Below are 16,413 nucleotides of genomic sequence, written 5' to 3' on the forward strand. Positions count from 1 at the left end.
TTCCCGGTTTTTGTTTTAGCTTCTGTTAATTTTCACTTCCTATTCAGGATCTGAAGGTTTGCATTTATTCATGTAATACTGTGCTACTATTAATAATGATAAACGAACAATGAAAGGTTATTCTCAGAGATGGAAGGCAGGAAAACAATGTATCAACATACCAAAAAGTTTGCTGTCAGCTGGAGCAGCGGCAAAGACAGCTGCCTTGCACTAAATAAGCTCTTACAGGAAAACAGTGATGTCGTTTGCTTATTATCGATGGTGAATAGTAAAGATGCACGCAATCATTCTCATGGAATCAAACTTAAGATTCTCGAATCACAGGCAAAGGCTTTGGAAATCCCTTTAATTATGGTCGATTCTGATAATGATTACGAAAATTCACTGGTAAATGCTCTAAGACATTTAAAAGATGAACTGGGGGTAGAGCAAATTGCTTTCGGCAGTTTATATGCTGCAGAAGACCGTAAATGGAATGAAAAGGTGTCACATCGAGCAGGGGTAGAACCAATTTTCCCTGTGTGGATTTCTCCTGAAGATTCAAATGAACTTCTGGAAGAATTTTTATCCCTTGGCTTCTCTGCATTGGTCTGCCGTGCTTCTGAAAATCACTTCGATCATACATGGCCAGGCCGGATCCTTGACTGGCGATTTTATGAAGTAGTTCAGCATAAAGGAATATGCGTGATGGGCGAATTTGGGGAGTACCATACGTTTGTGGTGGACGGACCGATCTTCAAGAAGAAAGTAAAGCTGATTCAATCAGGTGTAGTCTTAAATTCAGGACTCTGGTCTCTAGATATCCAACAATGTACATTGAGTGATAAAACGACATGCTGAATTTATACCGTACTTTACGAAAGACGCTCCAATTTAGAGCGTTTTTTTGTATTTAAGAGCGTATTATGAACGTTTATTCGTTGACTTATGACAGTGTGTCATCTATAGTAGTAAAGGTCTTAATTATGACAGTGTGTCACTTTGACAGGATGGAGGTAAATATGCCTAAGCCAACATTTTATAATTTAAATGAACAGAAGAGGGAAATATTAATTGAAGCTGCCAAAAAAGAGTTTTCACGAGTTTCTCTGTATGATGCTTCGATTTCAAACATATTGAAATCAGCAGGGATACCCCGAGGAAGTTTCTATCAATATTTTGAAGATAAAGAGGACGCATTTTTCTATTTGCTGAACGAACATACACAGGAAAGACACGAGAAATTCTTAACTAATTTAAAGACATTCAATGGAGATATTTTCGAAGCAGTTACAGACATTTTCCACCATACTTTACAACGATCCCATTCACAGGGACAGAACAATTTCATAAAAAATGTGCTTCTGAACATGAACTATAAGATTGAGAAAGCATTTACGAAATTCCTGAGTAAAGAAGAATTGAACAAACGTTATGATGAAGTATTTGATCTCGTGGACTGGAAGAGCCTGAATATTTCCGATGAACATCAGCTGTATCATGTTTTGCAAATTTTATCAGCTGTTACATTTCATAATCTGGTGCACAGCATTTCAAACGAGTTGAGCATCGGGGAGGCAGTTTCCAAGTACAAGATTGAAATTGATCTGCTCAAAACCGGACTCGCCAACAAATAACTTAATACACAATGTTAAGGACATAGAAAGAAGGGAGAATATGAAGCAGCAATCACATGATATAACTCAATCAACCGAAACTTTCAATAAGTTTCCGCTGTTACTCGTATTAATTTCAGGCGCCTTTGCGGCCATTTTAAATCAAACGCTGCTTGCTACAGCTCTGCCCCATATTATGAAGGACCTGCAGCTTGAGGCAAGTACTGCTCAATGGTTAACGTCCATCTTTATGCTGGTGAACGGAGTGATGATCCCGATAACCGCCTTTTTGATTGAACGCTTCACTACCCGATCATTATTCCTTACAGCAATGGGATTATTCGCAGCCGGCACGTTGATATGTGCCATTGCTCCAAATTTCGGTATCTTAATGGTCGGGCGGGTCGTTCAGGCATCGGGGGCAGGTATCATCATGCCGCTGATGCAAACAATACTATTTCTGATTTACCCTGTTGAAAAACGGGGCAGTGCAATGGGGATGTTCGGTCTTGTCATCTCATTTGCACCAGCCATTGGACCGACTCTTTCTGGGTGGCTTGTCGATCAATTTCCGTGGAGAAGCTTGTTCTATGTGATTTTGCCAATCGTCATCATCGATCTCATCATTGCCTACTTTATCTTGGTAAATGTTACGAAGCAGACATTCCCTAAAGTCGATATCCTGTCGATCATCTTATCTTCACTTGGATTTGGAGGTCTCCTTTACGGTTTCAGTACTGCAGGAACCATGGGATGGGGAAGTATGCAAGTGGCCGCCTCAATGATTATAGGCTCGATCGCATTAACGTTCTTCATTCTAAGACAATTTAAATTGAAGCAGCCTATCCTTGAATTCCGGGTATTCAAGATTAGATTATTTACGATCACAACGGCTCTTGGCATGGTGGTTTTCATTGCCATGATCGGAGGGGCAACTGTCCTGCCGATCCTTATGCAGAATATGCTTGGATTTACCGCATTTGAGTCTGGACTCATGCTGCTGCCCGGTGCGCTCATCATGGGGTTCATGAATCCAATCACTGGCCGGATCTTTGATAAATTCGGGGCAAAGTGGCTTGCTGTAACAGGGTTGATCCTTATTTCCGTGACAACGTTCATGTTTACCAATCTCACCGCTCAGACGACATTCACTTATCTTGCTGTCGTCAACGCAGTAAGGATGCTTGGCGTTGCAATGGTGATGATGCCTGTCACCACAGCAGGTCTCAATCAACTCCCGAATCACCTGATCCCCCATGGAACGGCAATGAACAATACAATGAGACAGGTTTCAGGTGCAGTCGGGACTGCATTGCTCGTAACGGTTATGACTACCGCCGCACAGCCGGACAGGGGAGTGGAGGGACTCATACATGGAGTGAACATATCCTTCATCGTTGCAGGCATATCCGCTTTGGTGGGACTGTTCCTTGCATTTTTCGTAAAAGACAAGAAACCTAAGAGAGTTAAGGGGACTGCATGATAGAAGTCAAGTCAGTTTCAAAAAAATAGAAGCTGACTAGTTTATTCTTAACATTCTAAGATCATAAAAAAGCACCTCATGATTCATGATGAGGTGCTTTTTTACATATTTATTGACCTGCTGTTTGTTCAGCATCTGCAGCTACCGCTTTTTTAATGAACAATGAGATGAAGAACGCGGTCAGGGCAAGTGCCAAGGCGAACCAATAAGCGTGATGAACACCATATGTCATCGCATCATTCATTACATCTACGGTTACAGCTCCAGTATGATTTTCAAGATAGCCCGCACGGCTTTGCGTCATGATACTGACAAAAACTGACACGCCGAGAGCCCCTGAAACGGGTTGCAGGGTATTCGCGATGGCCGTCCCATGAGGATAAAGATGCTTCGGCAGCTCATTCAAGGCATTTGTTTGAGCGGGCATCATGATTGCCGAGATCGATAACATCAACAGAACATACACGATGATGAAAAGCCATATCGGTGTTGTCTGGCTAATATTACTGTAAAACACAATGACACCGGTGAGGACGACTGTGCCCGGTATGATTAACTTTCTCGGACCATACTTATCAAATAGGGATCCCATGACAGGAGACATCAATCCGTTTAAAAGAGCACCGGGAAGTAATAGCAGTCCGGCAACTTTCGCAGAATAACCTAGGGGACCCTGTAAATACATCGGCATCACGATTTCTGATGCAAACATCGCCATAATCACGATGATGAATAAAATGACTCCGCGTGCATAGCTTTTGTATTTGAAGACCCTCACATCAAGCAGCGGCTCCTCCAATTTTAATTGTCTTAAAACAAACAATAACAGGCTGGCCGCACTGACAATGATAATAGTCAGGATTTTCAAAGAGGTAAAGCCCTCACCAGCTTCCCCGGCTGAACTAAACCCATAAACGATACCCGCTATTCCGACAGATGAGAGGATGATCGACCAAACATCCACCCGCGGCCTTGTCACTTCGCCGACATTTTGTAGATACTTCCATGCAAACAGGATAGAAAAAATCGAGAATGGAATGACCGTTATAAATAACCATCGCCATCCAAGTACATCGACGATGACACCTGACAGGGTCGGTCCGATTGCAGGAGCGAACATAATGACCAGTCCGAATGTACCCATGATCTTACCGCGGACCTCAGGCTTGTAAATAAGCAATATTGCATTCATGATGACCGGAATTAATAACCCTGTTCCAACTGCCTGAACCATCCGCCCAGTTAAAAGCATAGGGAAGTTCATTGCAGATGCTGCGATTACCGTTCCAAGTAAGAACACACTCATAACTCCGATAAACATCTGCCTGGTCGTGAACCATTGGATTAATAATGCCGAGATTGGCATCAAAACACCCATCACCAACATAAAACCTGTTGCCAGCCACTGAACAGTAGGGGCTTTCACCTCAAACACATCCATTAACTCGGTCAATGCTATATTCAATAATGTCTCATTCAGGACGGCAAAGAATGCACCGATCATAAAAGTGATCATGATTGCTTTTGAATTTATTTTTGGTTCCATATTACTCCTCCATTTTTTCCTTAAGTAATGACTTTACTATAATCCCCTAATAAAGTAGTTGTGTCCAGAGTTTCCGCTTGATTTCCATAAAAAGAATTCCTCATGCCATAAACCAAAACAACAAAATATTGTGCATCATGAAAAAAAGTTTCGAATGCCTTATATAGTTTATAGGAAAATATGGTAAACTACAATCAACTAAGTGACATGATTAAGGGGAGGAAAGATAAGTTAAATGTCAGATATCACTAAAGAAACATACGACCTATTAGCAGAAACCTACCAGAGGGATATCGATCAGACAAGCCCTTACAATGCCTACTATGAACGTCCTGCCATGCTTGCCGAGTTGTCCGGAGATATAGAAGGCAAATCGATCTTGGATGCCGGCTGTGCCGCCGGCTGGTACACCGAGTATTTTATTCAACAAGGTGCAGTTGTTACCGGGATCGACCTGAGTCCTGAGATGATAAAAGCGGCGAAAATGAGGGTAGGAGACCGTGCGACCTTAATGTGCCATGACCTTCAAACAACGTTGCCTTTTGAAGACGATTCGTTTGATTATATTGTCAGTTCACTTACTCTTCATTACTTCGACGAGTGGGAGCCCACTTTCAGAGAGTTTCACCGGGTATTAAAACCCGGCGGAACATTTCTGTATTCCATCCATCACCCGTTCATGGACTTTTCACGAAATAATTGCGAAGATTATTTCAAGACAGAAACCATAACGGAAACGTGGAGAAAACCCCATATCACAATAGATGTGACCTTTTTCAGAAAACCTCTTGAACGGATCATGCAGGACACAGCGAGTCACTTCATCCTTGAACGCTTCGTAGAGCCAAAACCTTCGGAAAGAATGAAATCAATTAAAAAAAAATCGTATGATTACCTAATGAAGAACCCACACTTTTTACTAATTAAGGCTCACTCGAAAAAGTCCCATTTATAGGGACTTTTTTCTTTAATAGCGAAATTTAATTTTTTCAAGCAAATAACTTGATGAAATTCTTTTCATGTCTTACAATAATCTCGAATTAAGAATATATCCCTTTGAGATATATGACTTAAACAAATAGAGAGGAAGATCATTCAAATGACAAAAGTTTTATACATCACAGCTCATCCGCATGATGACACTCAATCTTTCAGCATGGCTGCTGGGAAAGCATTTATTGACACATATAAGGAAGCAAATCCTTCTCACAATGTTGTAGCGGTGGATTTATATAAAGAAGACATCCCGCAAATTGATGCAGACGTGTTCAGCGGTTGGGGCAAACTCCAAACCGGAAAAGGATTTGAAGAATTATCAGATAATGAAAAAGCAAAAGTTGGCAGGTTAACCGAACTCGTTGATCAATTCGTTGACGCAGATAAATATATATTTGTCACTCCATTCTGGAATTTCTCATTCCCTCCCGTAATGAAAGCTTATATTGATTCGGTTTCAGTGGCAGGAAAAACGTTTAAATACACAGAACACGGACCTGTGGGTCTATTGACAGATAAAAAAGCACTTCACATCCAGGCTCGCGGAGGCATTTATTCAGAAGGACCTGCGGCACAGATGGAAATGGGACACCGTTACCTTGATATCATGATGCAATTCTATGGAGTGCCTTCTTTTGAAGGATTATTCATCGAGGGGCATGCCGCAATGCCGGAAAAAGCCCAAGACATCAAAGAAGACGGGATCTCCCGTGCAAAAGACTTGGCACATACTTTTTAATTTTAGGGGAGAGTCAACATAATGTTGGCTCTTTTTTTATTTAGTAAAGTTCTACCAGTTCGTTCATATTGTCGAATGGGGATAAGCTGCGTAATTCTATAAATAATCACTTCTATATGTAATTTAATGGTAACATGTTACACAGGGGAGGTTTGCCCCATATTTATATGAAAGAGGAGTGAAGGGATGTCTGAAAAAAACTGGCAGGAAGTTGATCATTATTTCACTGCGAAACTACATAAACCCGATAAAGTGATGGATTCAGTAATGAAGGCAAATAAAAAAGCAAAACTTCCAGCGATAGACGTTTCACCCAACCAAGGGAAGCTGCTTCATCTATTGGTCAAAATGAAAGGTGCCAGAAACATTCTTGAAATCGGTACACTTGGCGGTTACAGCACCATTTGGATGGGGCGCGCATTACCTGAAGACGGGTCATTGATCACCTTGGAATATAGTGAGGAGCATGCAGTCGTGGCACGTGAGAACATTAAGCGCGCAGGACTTGATGACAAACTAAAGGTACTCGTTGGCGCTGCACTTGAGACATTACCGTCCTTGAAAGACCATAAATTCGATTTTATTTTTATCGATGCTGACAAAAAGAATAACCCTCACTATATTAACTGGGCCATCGAGCTTTCCAATCCAGGTGCCGTAATCATAACAGATAACGTCGTTCGCAGTGGAAAGGTGACGGATGCAGCCAGTAAGGATGAAAATATTACAGGTGTGAGGGAATTTGTGGATTTACTATCAAATGACGACCGCATCGATTCCACTGCCGTTCAAACAGTGGGTTCAAAAGGGTATGATGGATTTGTACTTGGTATTGTGAAAGAATGAACCAGAGGTCGCCAACCGCGACATTCAATAATTACTATTTCTTAAAAGAGTATGCAGTTGAGAATCTGCATACTCTTTTTTATTAGTCAATTACAACTAATCTTCCATCATAATATCTAGTTACTTCATCTTCAAATAAGATCAGCAAACAGTATCATCTACCTTTCTCCACATAAATAAGCACTTGCCTGCAAACAGAATATTTGTAAACTCTAAGCAGACATGACACAATTTATTCATACTAGTTTCATCGGAAAAGGAGATGGAAAATTGAACATAGCAGTAGTAGGCGCAAATGGAAGAATCGGAAAGCAATTAATCAAACTTTTACAGCAGAACGAGGAACATTCTCCAAGAGCGATTGTTAGAAAAAAAGAGCAAGCGGAAACTTTTCAGAATAAAGGAATCCAGTCCTCGCTTGTTGACTTGGAAGGAACTGTCGAGCAAATCAGAGAAGGATTGGATGGAGCGGATGCAGTCATATTTACTGCGGGTTCAGGCGGTCATACAGACTCTGATAAAACATTGCTTGTAGATTTAGACGGCGCAGTAAAAACGATGGAAGCTGCAAAACAGGCTGAAATTAAACGATTCATCATCGTAAGTGCTCTTCAAGCACATAACCGGGAAAATTGGAATGAGTCACTGAAACCCTATTATGCAGCGAAACATTTCGCTGATAAGGCGTTGGAACAAAGCGGCTTAACCTATACGATCATCCGTCCCGGAGGATTATTGGACGAGCCCGGTACAGGCCAGGTAGCCGCCTCTGAAAATCTATCCAGGGGTTCGATACCGCGTGAAGATGTGGCTAAAACCGTTGTTGCTTCTATAGCAGAAGAGCATACGTATAATCGCGGATTCGATTTGACTTCAGGAAGCGAACCAATCGAAGAAGCAGTAAAGAATATAGGATGATAGTGTGAAGGTGTGTTGAGGAATCAACACACCTTTTTAAGTGTAAATTGATCGTACTAATCAATACGGGGCATGTTTCATAATTAAGTGAAACTATTATTCGTTCAGGGGCGGAACTAAATATCAAACATCAGAACTGCCTACCTATCCACAATTCAAAAAGGATCAACCCACATGTCCTGCGACTTGACCCTTTCTGATTAACCTCATTATTCTCCTTTATCTTTTTATAAACATTTGGGTCCAGTAATGACCGTACGAACCGCCCTTCACGTATCCAACCCCAATTTCTGTGTAAGTAGAAGACATGATATTTTTTCTATGTCCTTCGCTGTTCATCCATGCATTGACTACTTCAGCAGGTGTGTCTTGGCCCGCAGCAATGTTTTCACCCGCAGCTTGATATGAAATGCCGAAGTCCTTCATCATCTGGAATGGAGAACCATACGTAGGTGAAGTATGACTGAAGTAGTTCTTGTCGATCATATCCTGAGACTTGTAGCGGGCAACCCTTGATAGTTCCCAATTCTCTTTAAGTGGTGACAGGCCGGCTTTTGCACGTTCTGCATTCACTAATTTAACTACTTCATATGTATATTCCTGAGCAGTTTGATCTTCACCTGGAATCGAAATGCTCTGCCCAGGGTAAATAAGATTCGGATTATGTAATTGCGGGTTGGCATCAATTAGCTCTGATACTCCGACCTGATGCTTCACTGCGATTTTCCACATCGTGTCCCCATACTTTACAGTGTAAACACCTTCAGCAGAGACTTTCGAACCTTTACTAAAACCGGTGACTAAAGTGACAGACAACAATAAGATAAAAAATAGTTTTAAAGTTTTCATAATTTTATTGAAATATAATTCGGAAGTCATTTAAACAGGTAGTTGTTACCATGACTTGAGAACCCTATGAAAATCGACAACTAGTAATATTTGCTAGAATCCAATATTAAAAATTGAAGGAATATACTTCCAATTAATTGTCTGACATTGTTATACTATAGTAAAGGGACGGAGGGGGAATAGAGAATGACTGGAACATTATGTGAGGAGTATCTCAAAGATATAGAAGAACACTTTTCAGGGTGGGACTTTTCATACATTACTGAAACAGGACGAATGGATAACGGAATGCTGAGCTGGTCATATGGAAGCAAGGTGATTCCATACATTAGAAAATCCCGTGCTATGCTGGATATGGGAACCGGGGGCGGAGAAATGTTGTCAAAATTCCAGCCGCTGCCGCCAATTACATGTGCCACTGAAGGCTATGCCCCGAACTTTCCGATTGCTAAACAACGGCTTGAACCTCTGGGCGTTAAAGTAAAAGAAATCAAAGAGGATAACCTCCTGCCATATGAGGGTAATAGTTTTGATCTTGTTATTAACAAGCATGAAGAGTATTCGGCAATCGAAGTTAAGCGAGTACTTTCGACAGAAGGAATTTTTATTACTCAACAGGTTGGCGGTCATGACTGTAATGAAATTAATCATGCATTGAGTGCTCCCGTTAACGATGACTTTATTCACTGGAATCTCGAATACGCAAGGAAAGAACTGGATCAGGAAGGGTTTGACGTTTTAGAATGGAAGGAAGAAGAACCTGTTCAGAGGTTTTATGATATTGGTGCGCTTGTGTACTATCTGAAAGCGATACCTTGGCAAATACCCGATTTTACGATAAACCGATATAAAGACGCCCTGATTACCATACATAATACTATACAGACCAAAGGCTATTTTGAAGTGAATACGAACCGGTTCCTTTTGATTGCCACTATGAAAAGTAAATAAAATGGATGTATAACCGGCTCCAGGTTTGGTAAAGGTCTTTTCCTTGCTTTTAAAGATAATAGCAAATAAGAAAGGATGATACTATTGAAATGGTTGACCGCTTCAGACTTTCTGGCTCCTTCAAACCCTTATGCCGCTCTATTATTCGGACTGATTTTCACAGCAATCGTGGCGACTTCTATTTGGATCGAAACGAAGCAGAAACGCACATTATTCGTTGCTGTAATAGCAGGAGCAGTAACGACTTTTGCCGGTGTGGGGATATTGAACATGATGGGGTTTTATTAAGGAGAATCGTATGTCTAAACAAAAGTATGAGGTTTTATTATTTGATCTGGATGATACATTATTCAACCATACCTACTGCTATAAGAAAGCAGTTAAGGATATAGTTAATAGTTATGAAGAATTGAATCACATTGATGATGAACAATTCTTTATTTCTTTTCAGAAAAACAACCACACACTTTGGAAAGAATTCCAGTCTAAAGAACTCTCATTTCACGAATTCACTCTGAAAAGGCTGAAGATGACTCTTAATCATTTCTCAGTAAACATTAGCCTTGAAAAAATAAGAAGAATCAACGAAAGTTACCATGAGAACTATTTAAGGAATATCGAGCCTGATTCAGATATGCATAATTTGTTGAAACAATTGAAAAACACCTATCAGTTGGGGATCGTGACGAATGGCACCAGTTATAATGCTTACAAAAAGGTTAGACGTCTAGGTTTAGTCGACTGCTTCAACGATGAGCACATCATTATTTCAGAAGAAGCAGGACACAGCAAGCCACACCCTCCTATCTTTTACCATGTACTGGAGCTATTCAAAATCAACCCTGAAAAAACCCTTTTCATAGGCGATAATTATTATACGGATATTTGCGGAGCCCATTCAGTGGGCATGGATACTTTGTGGGTCAATCATTTTAATCTTGATCCTCCAATGGACTATGTCCCGACTTACGATGTAAAAAATATTTTTCATCTAAAAAGAGTAATTAAGACAGTATAAAGAAAACCGCAGCAGTGTTTACAAACTGCTGCGGAACGATAAATCATTGATTGCTGATCTTATCCTGAAATTCTTTTAGCTTGTTCATTGTATCCTCTGATAAGGTTTTTAGATTTTTGATGTCAGGACTATCTTTTTTTGCTTCTTCAATTAACGGATAGAGGCTTTGTTCAATGTTTTCGTAATCTTCAGGGTGGTTATCTTCTATTTGTTTTTCAATTTTATCCCATTTCTCTTCAATCTTCTTTCCCTGCTCATTTAATTTCTCTGTATCTTCAGAAGGGTTTGTTAAAGACATCGATAACTCTTCTACTGACTTTGTTGTTTCATCAAGACCTGTTCCAAGTTCACCCTTTTCATTATCTGGATCATCCATCGGTTTTCCATCTCCTGATGCCGGCTCTGAATCCTCGGCAGGTGTCACTTCTTTTACTTCATCCGCATTGTCATTTCCAATGCAGCCTCCGAGATACAAACTGCCAATTAAGATAAAGCTGAACAGTTTAAAGTTATTCACGTTGCCGCCTCCTTTACCTGTTTACACCCATTTTTCCCAATTTAGTCGAAACCAAACGAGGTAATAATACTCAAGAAAGCAGGTGAGCAATTTAGACCATTCCCTAAAAAAAGATACGTTAATATGATTATTACGAGGAAAGGAGAGGAATTGAATATTGAAACGGATCGAACCCGCTCCAGCAGCAAAATTATTCACAGAAGAAAACTTTTCTGCGAGCGCAATCGTCATATTAGGGGGGAGTGTGGTGAGGGGCGAAGCCAGCAGCACTTCCGACTTGGATATTGTCGTAATTGATGAAGAAATTCGTTCTGCATACCGTGAATCATTTTATGCATACGATTGGCCGATTGAAGTATTTGTCCATAACGAGGAAACTCTGTATCAATACTTTATGAAGGATTGTGAAAGAGCCAGACCCTCTTTACCAAGGATGGTCGCCGAAGGAATCATCATTCAGGACAATGGAAAGAGCAGCACCTTCAAGGCAGCAGCAGAGAAGTTACTGAGTGCCGGACCTCAAGAGTGGAATCCACCAACCATCACATTGAAAAGGTATTTACTAACCGACCTGCTTGATGATTTCGTTGGAAGCGAACATCATGGGGAAAGTATTTTTATTGCAGGCAGTCTTGCAGAAGCCCTGCATGAATTTGTTTTACGTACCAATCAAAGGTGGATAGGTTCTTCAAAATGGATCGTACGGGCATTGAAGGAATACGATCTGATATTTGCTGATAGATTTGTAGTCAGCTTTGAAGACTTCTACAAAACAGGAAATAAACATGCTGTGGTAAAACTGGTTGATACAGTGCTGCAGCCGCATGGCGGCAGGCTGTTTCATGGTTTTTCATTAGGGAAGCAGCAAGAAAGTTTTGATAAACGGTAGCCGGAAGGTGAGGTGATGACTGTGACCACACTACTTGTCGTGTTAGGGTGTATTATCAGTGTGCTTGCAGTGGGTTATTTAGAATAGACAGAAACTACCCGTCTTATAAAATTGAGCAGTTTTGAAATCAAGTAATTTAATTGTAATAAATGTAATAAATTCTCCCAAGGCTTAAAATTCTGGCACCACGGATGCTGCCAGAACGGGCTATCCTGGATGGAAAACTTTTCATGTATTCTCCTATTAAACTATTCCTTACACAGTTTCTGATAAGAAAATAAGGGATTCTGGAGCAAGAATCCTCCCTTTGCAGTGTTAAATGCTTAAACGGAATTTACACAATTGTAAATTCGTGGTAACCCTCTGCTTGATGCTTCATAGTAGAATGGATTCATACCGGCAAAGGGGGCAGGAAGATGACGGAAACAATTTATAATGAAGAGGAATTGCTTAGAATGCTCGACTCACTTTTAAGAGAACCAGATGTATTCTGGACAGAGTTTTATCGTGACCGTGAAAAGAAAATCCCATTTTTCAAAAATATACCTGATGAAAATTTGGTGAGTTACCACAATAACGGACTATTGACTTCGGGCAAAGTCTTAGAATTGGGGTGCGGTCCCGGAAGAAATGCCATTTACCTGGCCAGGCAGGGATGGGAGGTGGATGCAGTAGATGTATCTGATACTTCACTCCAATGGGCAAAAGAACGCGCAGCAGAAAGTAATGTTTCAATCTATTTTATACATAAAAATATTTTTGATTTAGACATCGAAGAAGGGGAGTATGATTTAATTTATGATTCAGGCTGCTTTCATCATGTTGCTCCGCACAGAAGACTGAGTTATACAAAATTAATCAACAAAGCTTTAAAGAAGGGAGGTCATTTTGCGCTCACTTCATTCGTTCCTGGCGGAAAGCTTGGAGGTGCTGTTATGACCGATTGGGAAGTATACAGAACAGGCTCTCTCCGAGGGGGTCTGGGGTACGACAAAACGAAATTAGAACAAATTTTTTCAGATTTTGAATCAGTCGAAATCAGGAAAATGAACGATATGGATGAAATTCAGCAGATGTTCGGAATATCCGAATTGATCGCTGCATTATTCAAAAAGATATAGAAAGAAAAAAACGTTCATTGTTTCTGAACGTTTTTTTCTTTCTATAACTGCTAAGCTATGATTCTAAAATCATCATGGTCGACTCTGTTTATACCATCATCGAAAACAAGTCGAGTGACAAGCTTGTAAGAGATTGATTCACTGCTTGGCGGGTAAGAATCCGCAAGTCTGCATGAGAAACTGATTCTTTTGAGTTCATTCACTTTCATGGTCGATGAACTCAAAATGGTATTGTGATGAAGGACAGCGTACCTGTCACTGTTGTGATCATACTGTAACAGCTCTGTTTCGATGCGTTTAAGCTTTTGCTCGATCCGGCCGCCGATGATTTCATATTCGCCTTGAATGACTTCACCAGGACGGTAATCTTCTTTATTCAAAACCAAATCAATTTTTGTAGATCCGATACCGAATCTGCACATCAGTTTACTAAACATCACTGCCATTCAACCTCTCAATCATCTGGTTACCAATTCTGCTTGGAGAGTTTTGGTTTCATTTTTCATTAGATTCATTTCAAATTCAAACCCTATTGTAAGAGAAAGAAACGGTACTGTCCAGACCCCTTTGTCGACAAATTTTGCAGTAACAAAGTCATTTTCAGAATCCGATAAAAAACGAATATTGTCTCATTAACTTTTTCTCACAATCTTTAATAATCCGAACCATTAATGGTAAAACAAGGTAGTAAAATAGACTGTTTTCCGATACAATATTGGCAGGTAATTATATTTTTACTAAATTAAGGGAGTTTTTTCATTGAAGGGGAAAAAGCAGAAAAATAAAAAGAAAAATACGCTGCCATTTAGAATGAACATCCTGTTTTTTGCAGTATTTATCTTATTCACGTTATTGATTCTTAGACTCGGCATCGTTCAAATCGTTCACGGCAATGATTATCTCAAAGAAGTCCAGCGAACCGAGAATGTAAAAGCAAATAACGGCAGTCCTCCCAGAGGGAAAATTTATGACCGCTACCGAAATGTCATAGTCGACAACGTCCCTATGAACGCAATTACCTATACAAGGACGCAATCAACAAAGCCTGACGAGATGCTGAAGGTTGCAAGGAAACTGGCCGAGCTGATTGAAATGAAATCAGATAAAATCACTGATCGCGACAGACAGGACTTCTGGCTCATTACTCATCCGGATGAAGCAGAAGAGCTGGTTTCAACAGATGAAATCAAGAAACTGGAAGATACCGAAGATTTAACAAAAGATGATGTTAATAAAAAGATCTATCAAATGCAGCTTGACCGTATTACAAAAGAAAACATTGAATCATTCAATGAAGATGAACTAGAAGTACTGGCGATATTCAGGGAGTTTAATACAGGCTATGCATTATCTCCCCAAATCGTTAAGAATGAAGGTGTATCAACAGAAGAAATGGCAAGGGTGAATGAAAACCTTGCCAAGATGCCCGGCGTCAACGTGACGACAGATTGGATGAGACGCTATTCAGGTGATGACACATTGCGATCCATCCTGGGGAAGGTATCATCAGCCGAGCAGGGACTTCCAAGTGAACTCGTAAACTCTTATACAGCCAAAGGATATGCCCTGAATGACCGGGTGGGAACAAGTTACGTAGAATCCCAGTACGAAGATGTCCTAAAAGGACAGAAGGAAGAAATCGAATATATCACCAAAAACGGAAGCGTCCTTGAAGAGCAGCTTGTAAAAGAAGGGCACAGCGGTAAAGATGTTGTGTTGACCATTGATATGAAGCTGCAGAAGGAAGTGGAGAAGATAGTGGAGGAGGAGCTGAGTAAGCAGGCAGCGAAATATTGGGAATCGCCTTATCTAGATCGAGCATTTGTGGTGATGATGGATCCTCATACCGGGGAAATTATGTCAATGGTTGGAAAGAAATATGGTGAAAACGCAAATGGACAAACAGAGCTTCAGGATTATGCACTGGGCACATTCACATCAGCTTATGAGGCTGGCTCCGCAGTGAAAGGTGCCACTGTTTTGACTGGATATATGACTGATAAGTTAAATATAGGTGACGTATTGTATGATGCACCTATGATGATAGGTGGGGAACTGAAAAGCTCATGGTTTAATGCCTCACAAGGAAGTAAGTATTTATCAGATATTCAAGCTTTGGAAATTTCATCAAATGTTTATATGTTTAAAACTGCACTAAAAATTGCAAATGCACCTACCACACACAATCAAGAGTTTGTTGATATTGACCTGGAAGCCTTTGACACTATGCGAAACCATTTTAGTCAAGTTGGTTTAGGTGTAAAGACGGGAATTGATCTGCCAGGTGAAACCTATGGTCTAAAGGGCCTTGAAAAAAAACCCGGATTACTTCTTGACCTTGCAATCGGGCAATATGATTTATATACCCCCATGCAGCTTGCGCAGTATGTTTCATCTATCGCAAATGACGGCTATCGCATTGAACCTCATATCATGAAAGAAATACGTGAACCATATCACGAGAAAAACAAGATTGGACCGATTGTTTACGAGAATAAACCTAAGGTCCTAAATAGAATAAATGTTTCAGAAAGAGAACTGCAGCAGGTTCAAGATGGATTCTACCAAGTGGCACATGGATCCAGGGGTACAGCACGTGTTCAATTTAGGGATGCTCCTTATAACGCTGCTGCTAAATCAGGTACCGCTGAATCATTTTATAATGGAAAAGATACTTATAATACAACCTTGATCGGTTACGCCCCTTTTAATAATCCTGAAATTGCCTATTCGGTTGTGGTGCCTTGGTCACATCAGGACACGGATCCCGGAGTCAATAAAACAATAGCCAAACGCATAATGGACAAATACTTCGAACTAAAAAAAGAAGCTGAAAAAGATGGTTTATTTGAAACATCCGTTGAAGGAGAAGTTCGGGTCATGGATGATTCAGATGGTCAATCACAGACGGAAACCGGAGAGTAACGAAAAAAGCGCAGTTCACA

General features: G+C 40.5%; 17 protein-coding genes. 13 read left to right on the plus strand and 4 right to left on the minus strand.

What is annotated here, in order from left to right; translation table 11 throughout:
* Positions 1 to 147: 147 nt before the first annotated feature.
* From V6B33_RS18715 to V6B33_RS18725, 3 genes are all read left to right on the plus strand, one after another.
* On the plus strand, positions 148 to 840 hold the full coding sequence (locus tag V6B33_RS18715; RefSeq protein WP_334219204.1) for a diphthine--ammonia ligase: 693 nt from the start codon (positions 148 to 150) through the stop codon (positions 838 to 840).
* A 161-nt stretch (positions 841 to 1,001) separates the two neighbouring features.
* Entirely contained in the window at positions 1,002 to 1,616 is a 615-nt protein-coding gene (locus tag V6B33_RS18720; protein WP_334219205.1) for a TetR/AcrR family transcriptional regulator, read from the plus strand.
* A gap of 40 nt (positions 1,617 to 1,656) precedes the next feature.
* Positions 1,657 to 3,078, plus strand: coding sequence for an MDR family MFS transporter (locus V6B33_RS18725; RefSeq protein ID WP_334219206.1), 1,422 nt, complete (start codon positions 1,657 to 1,659; stop codon positions 3,076 to 3,078).
* 109 nt (positions 3,079 to 3,187) lie between these two features.
* Here the strand turns inward: V6B33_RS18725 and V6B33_RS18730 are convergent, their stop codons facing one another.
* Positions 3,188 to 4,624: an MDR family MFS transporter gene (locus V6B33_RS18730; protein WP_334219207.1), complete on the minus strand. Its 1,437-nt coding sequence runs from the start codon at positions 4,622 to 4,624 to the stop codon at positions 3,188 to 3,190.
* A 235-nt stretch (positions 4,625 to 4,859) separates the two neighbouring features.
* Here V6B33_RS18730 and V6B33_RS18735 point away from each other — a divergent pair, with 235 nt between their 5' ends.
* The 4 genes from V6B33_RS18735 (at position 4,860) to V6B33_RS18750 (ending at position 8,123) form a co-directional block, all read left to right on the plus strand.
* The gene (locus tag V6B33_RS18735; RefSeq protein WP_334219208.1) at positions 4,860 to 5,579 is read left to right on the plus strand and encodes a class I SAM-dependent methyltransferase; all 720 of its coding nucleotides are present in this window, start codon (positions 4,860 to 4,862) and stop codon (positions 5,577 to 5,579) included.
* A 144-nt stretch (positions 5,580 to 5,723) separates the two neighbouring features.
* Complete coding sequence (locus tag V6B33_RS18740; protein WP_334219209.1) at positions 5,724 to 6,359, plus strand: FMN-dependent NADH-azoreductase; 636 nt, start codon at positions 5,724 to 5,726, stop codon at positions 6,357 to 6,359.
* A gap of 186 nt (positions 6,360 to 6,545) precedes the next feature.
* Positions 6,546 to 7,205, plus strand: coding sequence for an O-methyltransferase (locus V6B33_RS18745; RefSeq protein WP_334219210.1), 660 nt, complete (start codon positions 6,546 to 6,548; stop codon positions 7,203 to 7,205).
* A 270-nt stretch (positions 7,206 to 7,475) separates the two neighbouring features.
* Positions 7,476 to 8,123 (plus strand): SDR family oxidoreductase, encoded by a 648-nt coding sequence (locus tag V6B33_RS18750; RefSeq protein WP_334219211.1) that lies wholly within the window; start codon positions 7,476 to 7,478, stop codon positions 8,121 to 8,123.
* Positions 8,124 to 8,342: 219 nt separating this feature from the next.
* Here V6B33_RS18750 and safA read toward each other — a convergent pair whose 3' ends face one another.
* Positions 8,343 to 8,972: a SafA/ExsA family spore coat assembly protein gene (gene safA / locus V6B33_RS18755; protein ID WP_334219212.1), complete on the minus strand. Its 630-nt coding sequence runs from the start codon at positions 8,970 to 8,972 to the stop codon at positions 8,343 to 8,345.
* A 186-nt stretch (positions 8,973 to 9,158) separates the two neighbouring features.
* On the opposite strand from safA, the gene V6B33_RS18760 reads away from it, so the two are divergent.
* The 3 genes from V6B33_RS18760 to V6B33_RS18770 all read left to right on the plus strand — a co-directional run bounded on the left by V6B33_RS18760 (position 9,159) and on the right by V6B33_RS18770 (position 10,941).
* Positions 9,159 to 9,923, plus strand: a complete 765-nt coding sequence (locus V6B33_RS18760) for a class I SAM-dependent methyltransferase (protein WP_334219213.1) — start codon at positions 9,159 to 9,161, stop codon at positions 9,921 to 9,923.
* 84 nt (positions 9,924 to 10,007) lie between these two features.
* A complete protein-coding gene (locus V6B33_RS18765) occupies positions 10,008 to 10,211 on the plus strand; it encodes a hypothetical protein (protein WP_334219214.1) in 204 nt (67 codons plus the stop codon).
* A 10-nt stretch (positions 10,212 to 10,221) separates the two neighbouring features.
* Positions 10,222 to 10,941, plus strand: coding sequence for an HAD family hydrolase (locus V6B33_RS18770; RefSeq protein WP_334219215.1), 720 nt, complete (start codon positions 10,222 to 10,224; stop codon positions 10,939 to 10,941).
* A gap of 43 nt (positions 10,942 to 10,984) precedes the next feature.
* Here the strand turns inward: V6B33_RS18770 and V6B33_RS18775 are convergent, their stop codons facing one another.
* Positions 10,985 to 11,458, minus strand: a complete 474-nt coding sequence (locus V6B33_RS18775) for a hypothetical protein (RefSeq protein ID WP_334219216.1) — start codon at positions 11,456 to 11,458, stop codon at positions 10,985 to 10,987.
* 157 nt (positions 11,459 to 11,615) lie between these two features.
* Between V6B33_RS18775 and V6B33_RS18780 the strand changes: the two genes are divergently transcribed.
* Positions 11,616 to 12,347, plus strand: coding sequence for a nucleotidyltransferase domain-containing protein (locus V6B33_RS18780; protein WP_334219217.1), 732 nt, complete (start codon positions 11,616 to 11,618; stop codon positions 12,345 to 12,347).
* Positions 12,348 to 12,763: 416 nt separating this feature from the next.
* Entirely contained in the window at positions 12,764 to 13,468 is a 705-nt protein-coding gene (locus V6B33_RS18785; protein ID WP_334219218.1) for a class I SAM-dependent methyltransferase, read from the plus strand.
* 50 nt (positions 13,469 to 13,518) lie between these two features.
* On the opposite strand, the gene V6B33_RS18790 is transcribed toward V6B33_RS18785, so the two are convergent.
* Complete coding sequence (locus V6B33_RS18790; protein WP_334219219.1) at positions 13,519 to 13,914, minus strand: sporulation protein; 396 nt, start codon at positions 13,912 to 13,914, stop codon at positions 13,519 to 13,521.
* A 364-nt stretch (positions 13,915 to 14,278) separates the two neighbouring features.
* Here V6B33_RS18790 and V6B33_RS18795 point away from each other — a divergent pair, with 364 nt between their 5' ends.
* On the plus strand, positions 14,279 to 16,393 hold the full coding sequence (locus tag V6B33_RS18795) for a peptidoglycan D,D-transpeptidase FtsI family protein (protein ID WP_334219261.1): 2,115 nt from the start codon (positions 14,279 to 14,281) through the stop codon (positions 16,391 to 16,393).
* Positions 16,394 to 16,413: the final 20 nt, after the last annotated feature.

The sequence above is a fragment of the Mangrovibacillus sp. Mu-81 genome (assembly GCF_036867415.1).
Lineage (GTDB): Bacteria > Bacillota > Bacilli > Bacillales > Bacillaceae_B > Rossellomorea.